Below are 18997 nucleotides of genomic sequence, written 5' to 3' on the forward strand. Positions count from 1 at the left end.
TTCAGGATAATGGCTGATCAAAGTCAATCATTTTTCAGCCATGAAATACCCACGTTGTCTGGCATTAGGAACCTTGCTTCTCCTGATGTCGGGTTGTGCTACACACAGCACCTTATCGCCACCAAAAACTTCTCTGCCAACGACCTTTTCTCAGTCAGGCAATGAAGCTCAGACCAGCCTCTGGTGGCAAAGCTTTGACGACCCCCGGCTCAATAGCCTTATTGAAACAGCATTGACCAATAATTTCAGTCTGAAAGCAGCAACAGACAGACTTCGTCAGGCTGAAGCCGTTGCCAGACAGTCCGGAGCAACATCGGTGCCCACTATTGATGGAACCTTCGAAGGCCGCCACACCAAGCAGTCTTCCGGTAATGTTGAGCAATTTCAGATCGGATTGATGGCCAGCTATGAAGTAGATCTCTGGTCACGCCTTGCCGCCAGTGAAGCCTCTGCAACGTTCGAGCTTCTCGCCAGCCGCGAAGCACTCAACATTGCAACTATAACATTGTCGTCTGAGATAGCCCGTCAATGGTACGAGCTGGTCACCCAACAATCCCTGATCAAACTCTATGATCAGCAGATTGAAAACCTGAACCGTCAGCTGTCCGTGATTGAACTGCGATTCCGATACGGTCAGACGCAGGCAGAAGATCTGCTGCAACAGCAACAGCTTCTGGAAAATCTTAATGCCAAAAGACTAGCTGCCAGGCGTCAACAGCAACTGACTTCCCAACAGTTGGCTCTGTTGACCGGAGCCATCGAACTGCATTCAATCGATATCCCGAAAACGCCGGAACTGAAACCTTTACCCTCAACAGGCTTACCGGCTGACTTATTGAGTCGTCGTCCGGATCTCAGGCAGGCCTGGTTTTATGTCGAGCGTCAAAATCAGCAATTGATTGTGGCCGAGGCTGACCGGCTGCCTCAGATCAATCTCACGGCCTCACTGTTATCCACCAGCTCAAACTTCTCTTCTCTGGTGAATGACTGGGCAGGCCATCTGGCGGCGGGGCTGATCGCGCCCCTTTTTGATGGTGGACTGCGCAAAGCTGAAGTCGAACGTCAGCAAGCGGCTTTGAGCGAATCCCTGAATACTTATTCCCAAACGATTCTCGAAGCCTTTACGGAAGTGGAAACAGCATTGACCCGTGAACAGTCTGAGCAACAGCAACTACAAAGTATCGATAAACAATTGTCGTTAGCTATCAAGACAGAACAGTTCAAACTGACCCGGTATCAGAATGGTGACAGCACTTTCCTTGAAGTGTTAACCGCACAAAACAGCAGACTGGATCTGGAACAGCAGAAACTGATCAGCAAGGGCAATCTTCTGGCCGAGCGAATTCAACTTCACCGGGCTCTGGCGGGTGATCTGAATGCAGAAGAGCTCGTCCGGAATAAAAGCATGACAGGTACTGAACAAGACAAGGCTCAGCCCATAAACTGATATGAAAATGAATCCAACCACCCAACACCTGAGAAAGCCTGCTGCCCCCCTATTGATCCTTGCCATCTCGATTATTACAGCATGGCTGCTGATGACGACCTCTCCCAAAGCCAGTCGTGCCGAACCCGGGAAAAAATCCCAAATGGTCGAGACAGTTACGGTTGAGCAGCAAACCGTCAACATTCGTCTCAGGGGTCTGGGCACCGTTATCCCAAGTCAGTTTGTCACTCTTTATCCAGAGGTCAGTGGCAGGATAGACAGTATCCTTGATGGCCTGATGCCAGGCTCCCGTGTCAAGAAAGGTGAGCTGCTTGTGACTCTGGATCAGGATGAATATGAGATTCTTGTTCGGGAACAGGAAGCCGCTGTCGCTCAGGCATTGTCTGAATTGAAGCTGGAACAGGGTCAGCAGAATATCGCCCGGCAGGAGTACGAACTGACAGGCCATAAACTCTCCCCGGAAGAAGAGGCCCTGGTCCTTCGGCAACCTCAACTGGAAGCGGCTAAAGCAGGTTTAATCAGGGCTCAGGCGAGTCTGGATCAGGCAAAACTGAACCTTAGACGCACACAAATAACGGCACCGTTTAATAGCCAGGTCATTAACAACTCCGTTTACCCCGGTAGTCAGGTCAGCAACAGCACTGCCCTGATGAAGCTGATCTCAACTGACCGTTTCTGGATAGAGCTGGAAGTACCTGTCGAGCAGCTGAAATGGTTGAATTTTGCCAACGAACATTCCAGCGGCAGTTCTGTAGTAATCACCAGTCCTCAATGGAGTGGAGACTCTCGTCAGGGAAGGCTGATCTCTGTATCTCCCGAACTGAACGACGGATCTCTTATGGCAAAGGTCATTATTGAGATTGAGGACCCGCTGTCTCAAAGGGAAAAGAATAAGGGCAAGCCTCCTGTAATGGTGAATGATCTTCTTAGCGCAGAGATCGTGGGTAAAAAAGTGGACGACGCCTTTGTGGTGCCTGAAGCACTGATAAGAAACAGCAATCAGATCTGGGTGCTAACCCGGGGTAGCACCCTCGAAATTCGAACTTTATCACCTATCTATCGTGACTCAGGGAAAGCGATCTTGCTCTCTGGCCTTGAAGATGGCGACCAGCTGATCAGCTCTTCGCTGACGACACCTGTCAATGGCCTGCCACTGCGCACAGCAGAAAAGCCTATTTTTGAAGGTAAGCAGCCATGAGCGATATAAAAGCCATGAGCGATATGACTGAACATAAAGGCGCTATCGCGTGGATGGCTCGTGACAGGATCACTCCGAATCTATTGATGCTCTTTCTGATTATTGGTGGCCTGTTTGTCACATGGGACATCAAGAAAGAAATCATGCCTGAATTCAATGTTGACAGGATCGAAGTGGCTGTCAATTACTCAGGAGCAACACCCGAAGAGATTGATCTGGGCATTGTGTTACCTATTGAAAATGCCATCCGGGGCATTGAAGGCATTGATGAGATTAACTCTACGTCGGTTTCAGGCTCAGCCTCAATCACCGTCAAAGTGATGGAAGGATACGATGCCAACCAACTGTTACAGGATATTGATCAGGCAGTAAACCGAATCAGCACTCTGCCTGAAGAATCCGAAAAACCCCGGATATCCGTCAAAAGCCGTAAAAGAGACGTCATGGAAATCATGATCTACGGTGAGGTCGATAAGCGGATTTTGCGAACCGTAGCAGAAAACATTCGAGACCGTTTACAGCGAGATCCCGGACTCACCCAGATTGAACTGGATATGGAGCCCGGGCATGAGATCCGGATCAGTATCGATCAAGACCAGCTGCAACGCTATGGATTGACTCTGGCAGAGGTTTCTGAAGCCCTCAGCCAGCATGCTTTCGATCAAACTTCCGGAGAAATTAATGCTATCGGGGGCGACATCAGTGTCCGGGTTCAGGAACGTCGTGAACAGGCTGATGCTTTCCGTGATGTTCCGGTCAAAACATTGACCAGTGGCAGCACGCTAAAACTGGGAGACATTGCCACACTCACCCATGATTTCGACGACGATGGTACGGAGGCACGTTATAACGGTCAACTGGCAGCCGGACTGACCGTTTACCGTGTGGGTGAGCAAACGCCCGTCGGTGTATCGGATATCGTAAGAAATATTCTTCCTGAAATACGAGCGGAGCTGCCTCCCGGAGTGAATATCGAGATCACCGATGATGACTCGGTAAACTTCAAAAACCAGATGAATCTGCTGCTAAAAAATGCCTTTCTGGGACTGCTGCTGGTACTGGTTCTGCTGAGTCTGTTCCTGGAGTACCGTCTGGCGTTCTGGGTCACGATGGGAATTCCAACCTCTTTCCTGGGCGCCATGCTATTACTGCCCGGAATGGATGTTTCCATCAATATTATTTCGATGTTTGCCTTTATTATCGCCCTTGGGATTGTAGTGGATGATGCTATTATTGCCGGTGAAAACATCTACCATCGTCGTCAGGAAGGCATGAGCTTTTCAAGGGCCGCTATTCTCGGGGCCAAAGACGTCGCCGTACCACTGACGTTCAGTATCCTGACCAACATGGTGGCTTTTCTCCCGATTCTGACTCTCCCCGGCATGCTGGGCAAACTTCAACAGGCGACGCCGTTGGTGGTCATCAGCGTATTTGCCATCTCATGGATCGAGGCTCTGTTTATTCTCCCCGCCCATCTGGGGCAAACAAAAGACAGGCCAAAAGGCAAAATGGGTCAATGGCTGGACAACGTACAGCAAAGTATTGATAAACGTCTAATGTTGCTTATAAATACAAGATACAAGCCTGTGCTGAACAGCGTTCTTGATCGTAAATACCTGTCACTTGCCATTGCTATGGCTATTGTCGTGCTGGTCGGAGCCTGGCAGGCCAGCGGCAGACTGGGCTTTTATCTGATGCCCAGAACCGATGCCAGCTTTGTCAGGGTCACTGCCACTCACCCATATGGTAGTTCTGAAAGCAAAATCAGGGAAACGCTGGCCATCATTGAAGCTGGCGCACAGGAAGTGGCCCGGGAAAATGGCGGCGATAAACTGGTAAGCGGCCTTTCAACCATCATTGAGAACGACGTAATCAGAGTTTCTCTGAACCTGACTACTCCTGATGTACGCCCGATCAGTACTGCTCAAGTCGCTAACCTGTGGCGGAAAGCGAATGGCGAACTGACGGGGCTCCTGAGCATCACGTATAGTACGACAGGTCATGGTCCGGGAGGTGATCCTGCCCTGACCGTTGAACTCAGCCACACAGACACTGAGGTTCTTCGCCAGTCCAGTGAATTTCTCGTAGGGAAACTCGAACAATTTAGCGGAGTCACGGATATTTCCAGCAGTTTCGCCAGTGGTAATCCTCAGCTGGATATCCGCATCAGTGATGAAGGCATGGCTCTGGGGCTCACCGCTAACGATATTTCACGACAGTTGCGCAATGCTCTCTTTGGCATAACAGCCATAAAGCAGCAGGAAGGAAGAAACGAAGTCTCGGTGAAAGTCATGTTAAATGAAGCATTGAGGCAGAGTGAAGCCGATCTTCTCAATATGATGATCCGTACTGACGACGGCAGCTATATTCCTCTGACCCGTGTCGCAGCCATTGGCAAGAGTACTGCCCCATCAAGCGTAACCCGCAGAGATGGCAGCAGAACCGTTGATATTACCGCAGAAGTGAACCCGAGGGGTTCTACACCGCAGATCATCAGCTCTCTTCAAAACAATGTATTTGAGGAGCTTCAGGCTAAGTATCCGGGACTACAAATCGATCTGGGAGGAGACCAGAAACGTGCAGCAAAAAGCATGAGTGCGCTCTTGAAGTCGAGCCTGCTGGCCATGCTTTTGATCTACGCTCTGCTGGCTATACCTTTTCAGAGCTTTACCCAGCCACTACTGGTCATGGCAGCCATTCCTTTTGGGGTAGCAGGCGCTTTTTTGGGTCATATAATACTGGGCTACACCCTGAGCATGATCAGTTTTATGGGTATCATAGCGCTTTGTGGCGTTGTGGTGAACGACAGTCTCATTCTACTGACCACCTACAACGGACACAGAAAAGATGGAAAGGACTGGAGAGAAGCCATTAATCAGGCCGCAACCCGACGTTTCCGTCCTATTATTCTGACGACACTGACCACCTTTGGTGGATTGGCTCCAATGATTTTCGAGACTTCCCGTCAAGCACAGATGGTCATCCCCATGGCGATCTCTCTGGGCTTTGGCATTCTCTTTGCCACCTTTATCACTCTGGCGATCATTCCCTGTCTGATCGGTGCAGGGCATGACCTCAAGAGCTGGTTTCAGGAAAGTCGAGGGAAAGAACCCGCTTTGAGCTCAACTCCCTGATACAAAAAGGCCGCTGAAAAAAGCGGCCTTTCTGGTAGGTGTTAGTTTCACTAACATCAATGTCATGAACTTTCATGCTAAAACCGACTCTAAGCCGCAGAACCAATTTTGAATATCCTTGCCAACCAGAGAAAAGAACAACTTTCCAAGAAACGAACTATGGATTGCATAAATAACCATTCCTGCCTCGATGATCCACTCTCATCAACACCCGATCAATCTCACTTAGAGACACCCATTGCTACCACTATGGGTAGGAACATCATTGTACGTGACAAGAACGAGCTTTCATTGTTGCTCGATTTGCCCCCGACAGTACAATCCAAAATTTATACTTATTTGTGGACTCATGATATTACCCAATTAACACGGACAAATTCATACATTAACAACACGCTCAAAAATGATGATTCAATGGCAAGGGCATGGTTTCGCCGGTTTGCTTCATCACATCAAACAAAAATGAAGACAGTCCTCACTGCAAAAGATAAAGATGAACTCCAGAAATGGTTGAATCGTTTCACAAAGGATGAGGCATTAGTCAAGTCAATCATGGATCGCCATGGGAGTATTCATTTTCCTGCTCTGTTCTTTTTCACTCTCACCAAACTGATGTGTCAATGTAAAACATTTAAATTGGAGACTAAAGCCACCATCCCCTGTAATAGTTCAGAGCACTTGGCTGCCTTCAGCGCCGATGGACGCCACCTGATGATCGACTATGACCCCAGAACCTGCAAAATCTATGGTCAGGAGAGCGATGGAACATGGCAAGCAAAAGGCACTATCTCCCATTATCAGCTTGTCAGATCAGTCACCTTCAGTGCCAATAGCTGCTATGTAGTGACCACTAGCATGGATTGCAAGGCGAAAATTTATGGCAAGAGGGACGAACGGTCATGGGAAGAAAAAGCCACTATTTCCCATAATCAGTGGGTCAAATCAGCCACCTTCAGCCCCGATAGCAGCCATGTGTTGACCTACAGTGACGACGGCAAAGCGAAAATCTATGGCAAGAAGGACGAACGATCATGGGAAGAAAAAGCCACTATTTCCCATAACGCTAGTGTCAGTTTTGCCACCTTCAGCAAAGATGGTCGCTATCTAGTAACCACCAGTTGGGATCAAAGGGCAAAAATCTATGGCCAGAGTGACGATGGGTCATGGGCAGAAAAAGCCATCATTCCACATGATGAGACTGTCTACTCAGCCACCTTCAGCCCCGATAGCCGCTATGTGGTGACCGCCAGCCTGGATAGGAAAGCGAAAATCTATGGCCAGATAGACGATGGGTCCTGGCTGGAAAAGGCCATTGTTTCCCATTTTGTTTCAGTTACCTTCAGCTCCGATAGTCGCCATGTGGTGATCACCAGAGATAATGGCAGTGCAAAGATCTATAGACTGGATACCGATGGATCATGGGAAGAAGAAGCCATCATTTCCCATAATGGAAAGGTCAAGTCAGTCAAATTCAGTCCCGATAGTCGCTGTTTAATGACCTCCAGTGACGATAACAAGGCGATAATCTCTGGCCAGGATAAAAACGGATCATGGCAAGAAAAAGCCACCATTTCCGATTACCTGAGTCACTGCTCAGCTGGTACAACAGCCTGGGAGTTTCTTGAATCAATTTCCGGTTACCTAAGAAAGTGCTCAGCCAAATTCAGCGCCGATAGCCGCCATATGGTGACCGCCAATTTAGGTGACAAAGCGAAAATCTATGGTGAGAAGGACGATGGATCATGGGAACAAAAAGCCATCATTTCCCATAACAAAAATGTCTACTTTGCCAAATTCAGCCCCGATAGCCGTCATGTCATCACCTGCAGTAATGATCTCATGATGAAAATCTATAGCCTGAAGATCGATGGATCATGGAGAGAAAAAGCCATCATCTCCTATGATTGTTTTATTACATTAGCAACCTTTAGTGTCGATGGCCGCCATTTGGTCACTGTCAGTGTCGATGGAACGTGGAAAATTTATGGTCAGAACAGCGATGGATCATGGGAAGAAAAAGCCAGCACTTCCCATCCTGGTATTATCCGATCAGCCACCCTCAGCGCCGATGGCCATGTTTTGACCATCCATCAAGATGAGACGGCGAAAATCACTGAACTAAGTATGAATGAATGATGGTTTGCTGTTACTCACTCATTATTCTTCTGCAACACCTGCCCGGCAAGAATCAACGTCCTGTTTTCCTGTTAGTTTCGCTGACATCAATGTTATGAACTTTCATGCTAAAACCGACTCTGACTTCCAGAATCAATTTTGAATCTCCTCACCAAGGATAAACAACAACTGTCGAGAAACGAACCATGGATTCCATAAGTAACCATTCCTGCTTTGATGATCCACTCTCATCAACACCCGATCAATCTCACTCAGAGACACCACCTGCTATCACTATGGGTAGGGAAGTCATTGTACTTGACAAGAACAAGCTTTCACTATTGCTCGATTTACCCCTGGGAATACAATCCAAAATTTTCACCTATTTACGGGCTCATGATATTACCCAACTAACACGGGCAAATTCATACATCAACAACACACTCAAAAATGATGATTCAATGGCAAGGGCATGGTATCGGCGTTTTGCTCCATCACACCAGGCTCTGATAAAGACAGTCGTCACTGCAAAAGATATAGATGAACTCCAGAAATGGTTGAAGCGTTTTACAAAGGATGAGGCACTAGTCAAATCAGTCATGGATCGCCAATCGAGTATTCATTTTCCCACACTGTTCTTTTTCACTATCACCAAACTGATGATTGAATGTAAAACATTTACATCTGAGACAAAAGCCTCCCTCCCCAATAATGGCAAGATCAACTCTGCTGCCTTCAGTGCCGATGGCCAGTATCTGGTGAGCGTCAGTGATAGTAAAACGGTGATAATCTTTGGCCAGGAGAGCGATGGATCATGGAAAGAAAAAGCCATCATCTCTCATCTTAGGGATATCAGATCAACAACCTTCAGCATCAATGGCGGCTATGTGATCACTGCCAGTTTCGATGGAACGGCGAAAATTTATGGTCAGAACAGCGATGGATCATGGGAAGAAAAAGCCACCATTTCCCATCCCGGTGACATCCGATCAGCCCGCCTCAGTATCGATGGCCATGTGTTGACTACCCATCGCGTGGCGAGGATCACTGAACTAAGTATGAATGAATGATGGTTTGCTGTTATCCCACATTATTCTTCTACAACAGCTCTTTCCAGACCCCACTGAAGATACTTCTCAAACTCCCGGGGAGTCACCTAACGTTCAATGGGGAAATGGTTGTGAGTTTCAGGTATTAACCCAGAGTTGCACTCTGCATATTATGAAAGACAGAAACCTGCTTTCTGCTTATTGAACATTTGCACGGATCAAAGCCCTGTTTTCCTATTAGTTAGGCTTACATCAATGTCGTGAACTTTTAAGCTAAAACCGAGTCTATCTTCCAGAATCAATTTTGAATGGCCTTACTCACCAAAGTGAAATAACAACTATTGAAAAACAAACTATGAATCCCATAAAAAACCTTTCCTGCTTTGGTGGTTCACTCCCATCAACACCGGATCAAGCTCGATCAGAAAGAACCAGTGGTACCGCTATGGGCAGGAACGTCATGGTACGTGACAAGAAAAAGCTTTCATTATTGCTCGATTTACCAGTGGAGATACAATCCAAAATTTATTCCTATTTGCAGGCCCATGATATTACCGGTTTAACACGGGCAAATTCATACCTTAACAACATACTCATAAATGATACTTCAATAGCAAGGGCGTGGTATCGCCGGTTTTCTCCATCACATCAGGCTCTTTTAAAGACAATCGTTACTACAAAAGATAAAGATCAACTCAAGGGTTGGTTGAGGCGCTTTACCGGGGATGAGGCATTAATCAAGTCAATCATAGATCGCCAACCGAGTATTTATTTTCCTGCACTGTACCTTTCCACTGTCACTAAATTGATGTCTGAATGTAAAAAATTCAAATTAGAGACAAAAGCCATCCTCCCCGGTAATGGCAGGGCGAACTCAGCTATCTTCAGCCCCGATGGCCGCCATGTGATGACCGCAATTGACAATAAAACGGTAAAAATATACAGCCAGAAGGACGATGGATCATGGGAAGCAAAAGCCACTATCGCCCATGAAGAAGTGGTCAAAAGGTACTCCTTCAGCCCCGATAGCCGCCATATGGTGACCCACAGTTACGATGGCATGGCAAAAATTTATGGCCAGAAGGACGATGGGTTATGGGTAGAAAAAGCCACTATTTCCCATCGCGGCTGTGTCGACTCAGCCACCTTCAGCGCCGATGGCCTCCATGTGCTGACAGGAAGCAGAGATGGCAAGGCAAAAATTTATGGACAAAAGGACGATGGGTCATGGGTAGAAAAAGCCACTATTTCCCATGACAACGAAGTCAACTCAGCCAGGTTCAGCGCCGATCGTCGCTGTGTGGTGACCGCCAGTAATGATGGCAGGGCGAAAATTTATGGCCAGAAGGACGATGGGTCATGGGAAGAAAAAGCCATCATTCACCACGATGATAAAGTCATATCAGCCACCTTCAGCCCCGATAGTCGTCACCTGGTGACCCTCAGTGCCGATCACAATGTGAAAATTTATAGCAAGAAGGACGATGGGTCATGGGTAGAAAAAACCAGTACTTACCACGACTGTATCTTATCAGCCACACTTAGTGCCGATGGTCACTATTTAGTGACCGCTGGTAAAGATCACAAGGTGAAAATCCATGGCCTGGGGGCCGATGGTTCAAGGGAAGAAAAAGCCACCATTTCCCATGATAAAAAGATCAACTCAGTGACATTCAGCGCCGACAACCGCCATTTGATGACCTCCAGTGACGATGGCAGTGCGATAATCTACGGTCTTAAAGACGATGGGTCATGGAAAGAAAAAGCGATCATTCGCCATAAGGATCGTGTCTATTCAGCCACCTTCAGCCCCAATAACTGCCATCTGATCACCCGCAGTGAAGATAACACTGTAAAAATCTACAGCCAGGAGGACAATGGATCCTGGATAGAAAAAACCACCATTTCCCATAAAGATTGGGTCCGCTCAGCCACATTCAGCGTCGATGGCCGCCATGTGGTCACTGCCAGTCATGATGGCAAGGCGAAAGTTTTTGGCCAACAGAGCGATGGATCATGGGTAGAAAAAGCCAGCATTTCCCATAATGGTTCGATCGGATCAGCCTCCTTCAGCAGCGATGGCCAAGTGATGACTATCCGTTGCGATGACAAGGTGCAAATCACTGAACTAAGAATGAATAGTTTCACTGACATCAATGTTATGAACTTTCATACTTAAACCGACTCTAAGCCACAGAATCAATTTCGAATATCCCTGTCAACCGGCGAAAACAACAACTTTTAAGAAACGAACTATGGACTGCATAAATAACCATTCCGGCCTTGGTGATCCACTCTCATCAACACCCGATCAATCTCAATCAGAAACACCAACTACTACCACTATGGGTAGGGACGTCATTGTACGTGACAAGAGTGAGTTTTCATTATTGCTCGATTTGCCCCCGGGAATACAATCCAAAATTTTCACTTATTTGCAGGCTCACGATATCACCCATTTAACACGGGCAAATTCATACATCAACAACACGCTCAAAAATGATGATTCAATGGCAAGGGCATGGTATCGGCGGTTTGCTCCATCACACCAGAAGCTGATAAAGACAATCGTCACTGGAAAAGATAAAGATGAACTCCAGAAATGGTTGAAGCGTTTTACAAAGGATGAGGCATTAGTCAAGTCAGTCATGGATCGTCATGAGAGTATTTACTTTCCTGCTCTTTTCTTCTTCACTCTCACCAAACTAATGTCTGAATGCAAAACATTTAAAGTAGAGACGAAGGCCACCCTCCTTGTTAATAGTTGGAATTACCCCGACTCCTTCAGCCCCGATGGCCAACATGTGCTGAGCGATATTGACGATAAAACCCTGAAAATCCACGGCCAAAAGGGCGATGGATCATGGAAAGAAGAAACCACTATCTTCCATGAAAACAGTGTCAACTCAGCCACATTCAGCATCGATAGCCGCTATATAGTGACCACAAGTGACCATAAAAAAACAGCGAAAATTTATGGCAAGCAGGACGATGGGGCTTGGGCAGAAAAAGCCACCATTTTCTATGACTATCCCATCGTGTCAATCTCCTTCAGCTCCGATAGCCGCCATTTGGTGACCCTCAGTGACGATTACAAGGTGAAAATACACAGCCAGAAAGACGATGGGTCATGGGCAGAAAAAGCCACTATTTCCGATGATGCCAGGATCCTCTCAATCACCCTCAGTGCCAATGGCCGCTATTTGGTGACCGCCGCTTTAGACGGCAAGGCAAAAATCTATGGCAAGCAGGATGATGGGTCATGGATAGAAAAAGCCATTATTTACCATGATAAATATGTCTGCTTAGCCAGCTTCAGCGCCGATGACCGCTCTGTGGTGACCTTCAGTCGCGATCCGAAGATGAAGATCCATGGCCTGGAGGCCAATGGTTCATGGGTAGAAAAAGCCACCATTTCCCCTAATAAAGCCGTCAACACAGCGACAATCAGCGCCGATAACCGCCATTTGGTGATTTCCGATAAAAATGCCAGGGCGATAATCTACGGCAAGAAGGACGATGGATCATGGGAAGAAAAAGTCATTATTTCCCATAAATACTGGGTCAACCCACCCACCTTAAGCCCCGATAGCCGCTGTGTGATCACCTGTGGTGGAGATAAAAAGGTGAAAATCTATGGCCAGAAGGACAACGGATCGTGGGAAGAAAAAGCCACCATTACCCATGGTAGTCATGTCAGATCAACAATCTTGAGTGTCGATGGCCGCCATGTGCTCACCGCCAGCGACGATAAAAAGGTAAAAATTTATGGCCAGCAAACCGATGGATCCTGGGAAGAAAAAGCCACCATTTCCTATAACAGTGAGATATTGTCAGCCACCTTCAGCGACGATGGTCATGTGTTGACGATCCATCACGATAAAACAGTAAAAATCATTGAACTACGAATGGATGGATGAATGAATGAATGATTGTTGCAGCCGCAGAATCAATTTTGAATATCCCTGCCAACCAGGGAAAACAACAACTTTTAAGAAACGAACTATGGATTGCATAAATAACCATTCCGGCCTTGGTGAGCCACTCTCATCAACACCCGATCAATCTCAATCAGAAACACCAACTACTACCACTATGGGTAGGGACGTCATTGTACGTGACAAGAACAAGCTTTCATTATTGCTCGATTTGCCCCCGGGAATACAATCCAAAATTTTCACCTATTTGCGGGCTCATGATATTAGCCAATTAACACGGGCAAATTCATACATTAACAACACGCTCAAAAATGATGATTCAATGGCAAGGGCATGGTATCGCCAGCTTTCTTCATCACACCAGGCTCTAATAAAGTCGAGTGTCACTGCAAAAGATAAAGATGAACTCCAGAAATGGTTGAAGCGTTTTACAAAGGATGAGGCATTAGTCAATTCAGTCATGGATCGCCATGGGAGTATTCATTTTCCTGCACTGTTCTTTTCCACTCTCACCAAACTGATGTCCGAATGTAAAACATTTAAATTAGAGATTAAAGCCAGCATCCCCTGTAGTAGTTCAGAGGACTCAGCTACCTTCAGCGCCGATGGCCACCACCTGATGATCGCCTGTGACGATAAAACATGGAAAATCTATGGCCGGGAGCGCGATGGATCGTGGAAAGAAAAAACGACTATTTCCCATGACGACACTGTCTACTCAGCCATCTTCAGCGCCGATGGTCGCTATGTAGTGACCGCCAGTAAAGATGGCAAGGCGAAAATCTACGGCCAGAAGGACGATGGGTCATGGGTAAAAAAAGCCGTTATTCGCCACGATCATTTTGTCCTGTCGGCAACCTTCAGCAGTGATGGCCGCTATGTGGTGACCGCCGGTCTTGATGGCAAAGCGAAAATCTATAGCAAGAAAGACGATGGGTCATGGATTGAAACAGCCATTATTTCCCATGATAAATGGGTCGACCCAGCCACCTTCAGCGCCGATGGTCGCCATTTGCTGACCGTCAGTGGCGATCAAAAGGTGAGAATCCATGACTTGAAGGCCGATGGTTCATGGGAAGAAAAAGCCATCATTCGCCACGATCGTTATGTCAATTCGGCCTCCTTCAGCGCCGATAGCCGCCATGTGTTGGCCTCAAGTTACGATGGCAAGGCGATCATCTACGGCAAGACGGACGATGGATCATGGGAAGAAAAAGCCACTATTTCCCATGAAAACCGGGGCAACTCACCCACCTTCAGCTTCGATAGCCGCCATTTTATCATCTGCAGTAGTGAAAAAATGGCGAAAATCTATGAGCAGAAGGACGATGAATCATGGGAGGAAAAAATGACCATTTCCCATGATTCGCATATTCATTCAGCAGCCTTTAGCGTCGATAGCCGCCATGCGATCACCCACGGTTCCGATAACAAGGTGAAAATCTATGGCCGGAAGGACAACGGATCCTGGGAAGAAAAAACTATCATTTCCGCTTATGGTCTTACATCAGCAACGTTTAGCGCCGATGGCAGCCATGTTGTCATCTACAGTATTGTTGGCAAGGCGATAATTTATAGCCTGGGGAGCGATGGATCATGGAAAGAAAGAACCACCATTACCCATCGCAAAGGGATCAGGTCAGCCACCTTCAGCGTCGATGGCCATGTGTTGACCATCCATGACGGTAATAGGGCGAACATCAGTGAACTATGGATGATTGACCGATCGTTTAGTGTCACTCATTGACCCAACCCCACATTATTCTTCTGCAACAGAAACCCGCTTTCTACTCATTGGTCATTTTCCCGGATCAACGTCCTGTTTAACTGTTAGTTTCACTGACATCAATGTTATGAACTTTCATGCTAAAACCGACTCTAAGCCGCAGAATCAATTTTGAATATCCCTGCCAACCAGGGAAAACAACAACTTTTAAGAAACGAACTATGGATTGCATAAATAACCATTCCGGCCTTGGTGATCCACTCTCATCAACACCCAATCAATCTCAATCAGAAACACCAACTACTACCACTATGGGTAGGGACGTCATTGTACATGACAAGAGTGAGTTTTCATTATTGCTCGATTTGCCCCCGGGAATACAATCCAAAATTTTTACTTATTTGCAGACCCGTGATATTGCCCATTTAACACGGGCAAATTCATACATGAACAACACGGTCAAAAATGATGTTGCAATGGCAAGGGCATGGTATCGCCGGTTTGCTTCATCACACCAGGCTCTTATAAAGACAATCGTCACTGTAAAAGATAAAGATGAACTCCAGAAATGGTTGAAGCGTTTCACGAAGGATGAGCCATTAGTCAAGTCAGTCATGGATCGTCATGGGAGTATTTACTTTCCTGCTCTGTTCTTTTTCACCCTCACTAATCGGATGTCTCAATGTAAAACATTTAAATTAGAGACAAAAGCCATCCTCCCCAGTGATGGTGGGGTGAGGTTAGCTGCCTTCAGCGCCGATGACCACCATGTGGCATGCGCTACTGACGATAACAGCTTGAGAATCTTCGGCCAAAAGAGCGATGGATCATGGCAACCAAAAGGCACTTTCTCTCATGATGACGACGTCATAGCGCTCACCTTCAGCGCCAATGGCCTCTTCGTGTTGACCACCATTAACGATTACAAGGCGATAATCTACGGCAAGAAGAACGATGGAACATGGGAAGAAAAAGCGACTATTATCCATCATCGCTGTGTCAACTCAGCCACCTTCAGCGCCGATGGTCGCTATGTAGTGACTGCCAGTGGAGATCGCAAAGCGAAAATTTATGGCCGGTGCGACGATGGTTCATGGGTAGAAGAAACCATCATTCACCACGATCGTCCTGTCGAATCCGCCTTCTTCAGCGCCGATAGCCGCTATGTAGTGACCGCCAGTGAAGATGGCAAGGCGAAAATCTATGGCCGGAGTGACGATGGGTCATGGGCAGAAAAAACCATTATTTCCCACGACAAGGAGGTCTACTCGGCCAGGTTCAGCGCAAGTGGCCGCTATGTGATCACCCGTGGCAGAGACAACAAGATGAAAATCTATGGCCTGGACGACGGGTTATGGGAAGAAAAAACCACTATTTCCTACAATAGCTGGTTCTACTCAGCAGCCTTCAGCGCCAATGACCGCTATGTATTGACCGCCACTAAAGATCAAAAGGTGAGAATCCATGGCCTGGCCGACAATGGATCGTGGGAAGTAAAAGCGACTATTTCCCATGATGGCGAGCTCTACTCAGCCACCTTCAGCCCAGATAGCCGCTATGTATTGTCTGGCAGTGGCGATGGCAAGGCGAAACTCTATGGTCAGAAAGACGACAATGGATCATGGGAAGAAAAAGCCATCATTTCCCATGACAAAACAGTCGAGTCTGTCAAATTCAGCGCCGATAGCCGCCATCTGATCACCCGTAGTAGAGATAATACGGTGAAAATCTACGGTCAGAATGACGATGGATTATGGCAAGAAAAAGCCATCATCTCTCATCTTCGGAGTATCAGATCAGCCACCTTTAGCGTCGATGCCCGCCATGTGGTCACCGCCAGTTTCGATGGAACGGCGAAAATTTATGGTCAGAACAGCGATGGATCATGGGGAGAAAAAGCCATTATTTCCCATCCTGGTGGTACTCGATCTGCCATCTTCAGCGCCGATGGCTATGTTTTGACCACCCATATAGATGAGGCGGCAAAAATCACTGAACTAAAGATGGATGACTGATTGTTAGCTCTCACTCATTAAGTATCTGCCCAGTTCAATGGGTAAATGGTTTTTGGTGGATTGCAGCTAGCAGCCTGTCGGACTTAAGCGTCCGTAGCGAGGATTGCAAGAAATTGAGGATAAAAATTTCTGCTTCTGAGGAGAATAGCGAGCTATTTGACGAAGAAGCAGGAATTTTTAGACCAATTTATTGCAACCGCAGTAGGACAGCCTTAAGTCCGACAGGCTGCTAGTGACCCGAAGGGCCATTCTGCATGTGCTGAATGACAGAAAACCGCTTTCTACTTAATTGATCATTTTCCCGAATCAAAGTCCTGTTTTCTTGTTAGTTTCACTGACATCAATGTCATGAACTTTCATGCTAAAACCGACTCTAAGCCGCAGAACCAATTTTGAATATCCTTGCCCACCAGAGAAAAGAACAACTTTTAAGAAACCAACTATGGACTGCATAAATAACCATTCTTGCCTTGGTGAGCCACTCTCATCAACACCCGATCAATCTCAATTAGAGACACCCCGTTCTTCCACTATGGGTAGGGACGTCATTGTAAGTGACAAGAACAAGATTTCATTATTGCTCGATTTACCCATTGAAATACAATCCAAAATTTATAGATATTTGCAGACCCGTGATATTGCCCGTTTAACACGGGCAAATTCATACATTAACAACACGCTCAAAAATGATGCTTCAATGGCAAAAGCATGGTATCGCCGGTTTACTTCATCACACCAGGCTATTTCAAGAACAATCGTCACTGCAAAATATAAAGATCAACTCGGGGATTGCCTGAGCCGTTTTACAAAGGATAAAGCGTTAGTCAAGTCAATCATGGATCACCAGGCAAGTTTTTATTTTCCTGCTCTGTTCTTCTCCACTCTCACTAAACTGATGATTGAATGTAAAACATTTACATCTGAGACAAAAGCCTCCCTCCCCAATAATGGCAAGATCAACTCTGCTGCCTTCAGTGCCGATGGCCAGTATCTGGTGAGCGTCTGTGATAGTAAAACGGTGATAATCTTTGGTCGGGAGACCGATGGTTCATGGCAGGCAAAAGGCACTATCTCCCATGATGGTCGTGTAATATCGTTCATGATCAGTAACGATGGCGACTATGTAGTGACCGCCAGTGTAGATGGCAAGGCGAGAATCTATGGCAAGAAGGACGAACGATCATGGGAAGAAAAAACCACTATTACCCATAATAAAACTGTTATATCAGCTACCTTCAGCGCCAATAGCCGCTACGTAGTGACCGTCAGTGACGATGGCAAGGCGAAAATCTACGCCCTGGAAGACGATGGGTCATGGGCAGAAAAAGCCATCATTTGCCACGATCTTTCAGTAAGATCAGCCACTTTCAGCGCTGATAGTCGCTATCTGGTGACTGCCAGTTCAGATAGCAAAGCGAAAATCTATGGCAAGAAGGACGATGGGTCATGGATACAAAAAGCCATCATTTACCACGATCATCCACTCATATCAGCCACCTTCAGCGCTGATAGCCGCCATATGATCATCGAATGTGAAGATAATAAGGTGAAAATCTATGCCCTGGAGCTCGATGGGTCATGGGTAGAAAAAGCCATCTTTTCGAATCGTCTCTTCTCTGCCACATTCAGCGCCGATAGCCGCCACATAGTAACCTCCGGTCGAGATGACAGGGCGATAATCTATGGTCTGGAAGACGGATCATGGAAAAAAAAAGCCGCCATTTCTCATAACGGTTGGGTCTATTCAGCCACCTTCAGCCCCGATAGCCGCTGTGTGATCACCTACGGTGAAGATAATAAGGCGAAAATCTATGGCCTGAACGATCATGGATCATGGGAAGAAAGAGCTACCATTCCCAATCATATGACAATCACATCAGCAACCTTTAGCGCCGACAGCCGCCATGTGATGATCCTCAGTGAAGACAGGAAGGTAAAAATCTATGGCCGTAAGGTTAATGGCTCCTGGGAAGAAAAAACCACCGTTTTCAATAATATGTATATTAGATCAGCATCCTTCAGCGCCGACGGCAGCCATTTGGTCACAGCCAATAAAGATAGTGCGTCGGAATTTATTTGTGACCAGTTAAGACATACATTATTTAATTTATTGCTGCCGGTAAATTATCATCTTGCTATTGTTTACGGTCGGGTAAGCGACGGATCATGGCAAAAAAAAGTCACCATTTACCATGATAGTGAGATCAAGTCAGCCACCTTCAGCACCGATGGCCATGTGTTGACGATTCATGAAGATGAGTCGGCGAAAATCACTGAACTAAGGATGGATGAGTGACTGATTGCTTTCAATCGGCAAATGGTTTTTGGTGGGTTTCAGGTTCTGACCCGAAGTGAGGATCATGCAATCAATAGCC

10 protein-coding genes are annotated in these 18997 nt (G+C 46.7%); all 10 read left to right on the top strand.

Going from position 1 to position 18997, the window contains the following annotated elements:
• The first annotated feature begins 40 nt into the window (after nt 1-40).
• The 10 genes from KBW69_RS05955 (at nt 41) to KBW69_RS06000 (ending at nt 18918) form a co-directional block, all read left to right on the top strand.
• A complete protein-coding gene (locus KBW69_RS05955) occupies nt 41-1447 on the top strand; it encodes an efflux transporter outer membrane subunit (protein ID WP_257280274.1) in 1407 nt (468 codons plus the stop codon).
• 7 nt (nt 1448-1454) lie between these two features.
• Entirely contained in the window at nt 1455-2645 is a 1191-nt protein-coding gene (locus KBW69_RS05960; RefSeq protein WP_257280275.1) for an efflux RND transporter periplasmic adaptor subunit, read from the top strand.
• Nucleotides 2642-5779, top strand: a complete 3138-nt coding sequence (locus KBW69_RS05965) for an efflux RND transporter permease subunit (protein ID WP_257280276.1) — start codon at nt 2642-2644, stop codon at nt 5777-5779. The genes KBW69_RS05960 and KBW69_RS05965 overlap by 4 nt, the downstream gene beginning before the upstream one ends.
• A 108-nt stretch (nt 5780-5887) precedes the next feature.
• Complete coding sequence (locus KBW69_RS05970; RefSeq protein WP_257280277.1) at nt 5888-7915, top strand: WD40 repeat domain-containing protein; 2028 nt, start codon at nt 5888-5890, stop codon at nt 7913-7915.
• A 185-nt stretch (nt 7916-8100) separates the two neighbouring features.
• A complete protein-coding gene (locus KBW69_RS05975) occupies nt 8101-8964 on the top strand; it encodes a WD40 repeat domain-containing protein (RefSeq protein ID WP_257280278.1) in 864 nt (287 codons plus the stop codon).
• A 334-nt stretch (nt 8965-9298) separates the two neighbouring features.
• Nucleotides 9299-11122: a WD40 repeat domain-containing protein gene (locus tag KBW69_RS05980; RefSeq protein WP_257280279.1), complete on the top strand. Its 1824-nt coding sequence runs from the start codon at nt 9299-9301 to the stop codon at nt 11120-11122.
• Nucleotides 11123-11198: 76 nt separating this feature from the next.
• Complete coding sequence (locus tag KBW69_RS05985; protein WP_257280280.1) at nt 11199-12863, top strand: WD40 repeat domain-containing protein; 1665 nt, start codon at nt 11199-11201, stop codon at nt 12861-12863.
• Nucleotides 12864-12948: 85 nt separating this feature from the next.
• Nucleotides 12949-14628, top strand: a complete 1680-nt coding sequence (locus KBW69_RS05990; protein ID WP_257280281.1) for a WD40 repeat domain-containing protein — start codon at nt 12949-12951, stop codon at nt 14626-14628.
• A 200-nt stretch (nt 14629-14828) separates the two neighbouring features.
• On the top strand, nt 14829-16622 hold the full coding sequence (locus KBW69_RS05995; RefSeq protein ID WP_257280283.1) for a WD40 repeat domain-containing protein: 1794 nt from the start codon (nt 14829-14831) through the stop codon (nt 16620-16622).
• 442 nt (nt 16623-17064) lie between these two features.
• A complete protein-coding gene (locus KBW69_RS06000; RefSeq protein WP_257280284.1) occupies nt 17065-18918 on the top strand; it encodes a WD40 repeat domain-containing protein in 1854 nt (617 codons plus the stop codon).
• Nucleotides 18919-18997 lie beyond the last annotated feature (79 nt).

The organism is Endozoicomonas sp. ISHI1 (assembly GCF_024606225.1).
Taxonomy (GTDB): domain Bacteria; phylum Pseudomonadota; class Gammaproteobacteria; order Pseudomonadales; family Endozoicomonadaceae; genus Endozoicomonas_A.

Coding starts and splice junctions, on each gene's coding strand:
- KBW69_RS05955 (WP_257280274.1), top strand. CDS start 41: ATGAAATACCCACGTTGTCTGGCATTAGGAACCTTGCTTCTCCTGATG.
- KBW69_RS05960 (WP_257280275.1), top strand. CDS start 1,455: ATGAATCCAACCACCCAACACCTGAGAAAGCCTGCTGCCCCCCTATTG.
- KBW69_RS05965 (WP_257280276.1), top strand. CDS start 2,642: ATGAGCGATATAAAAGCCATGAGCGATATGACTGAACATAAAGGCGCT.
- KBW69_RS05975 (WP_257280278.1), top strand. CDS start 8,101: ATGGATTCCATAAGTAACCATTCCTGCTTTGATGATCCACTCTCATCA.
- KBW69_RS05980 (WP_257280279.1), top strand. CDS start 9,299: ATGAATCCCATAAAAAACCTTTCCTGCTTTGGTGGTTCACTCCCATCA.
- KBW69_RS05985 (WP_257280280.1), top strand. CDS start 11,199: ATGGACTGCATAAATAACCATTCCGGCCTTGGTGATCCACTCTCATCA.
- KBW69_RS05990 (WP_257280281.1), top strand. CDS start 12,949: ATGGATTGCATAAATAACCATTCCGGCCTTGGTGAGCCACTCTCATCA.
- KBW69_RS05995 (WP_257280283.1), top strand. CDS start 14,829: ATGGATTGCATAAATAACCATTCCGGCCTTGGTGATCCACTCTCATCA.
- KBW69_RS06000 (WP_257280284.1), top strand. CDS start 17,065: ATGGACTGCATAAATAACCATTCTTGCCTTGGTGAGCCACTCTCATCA.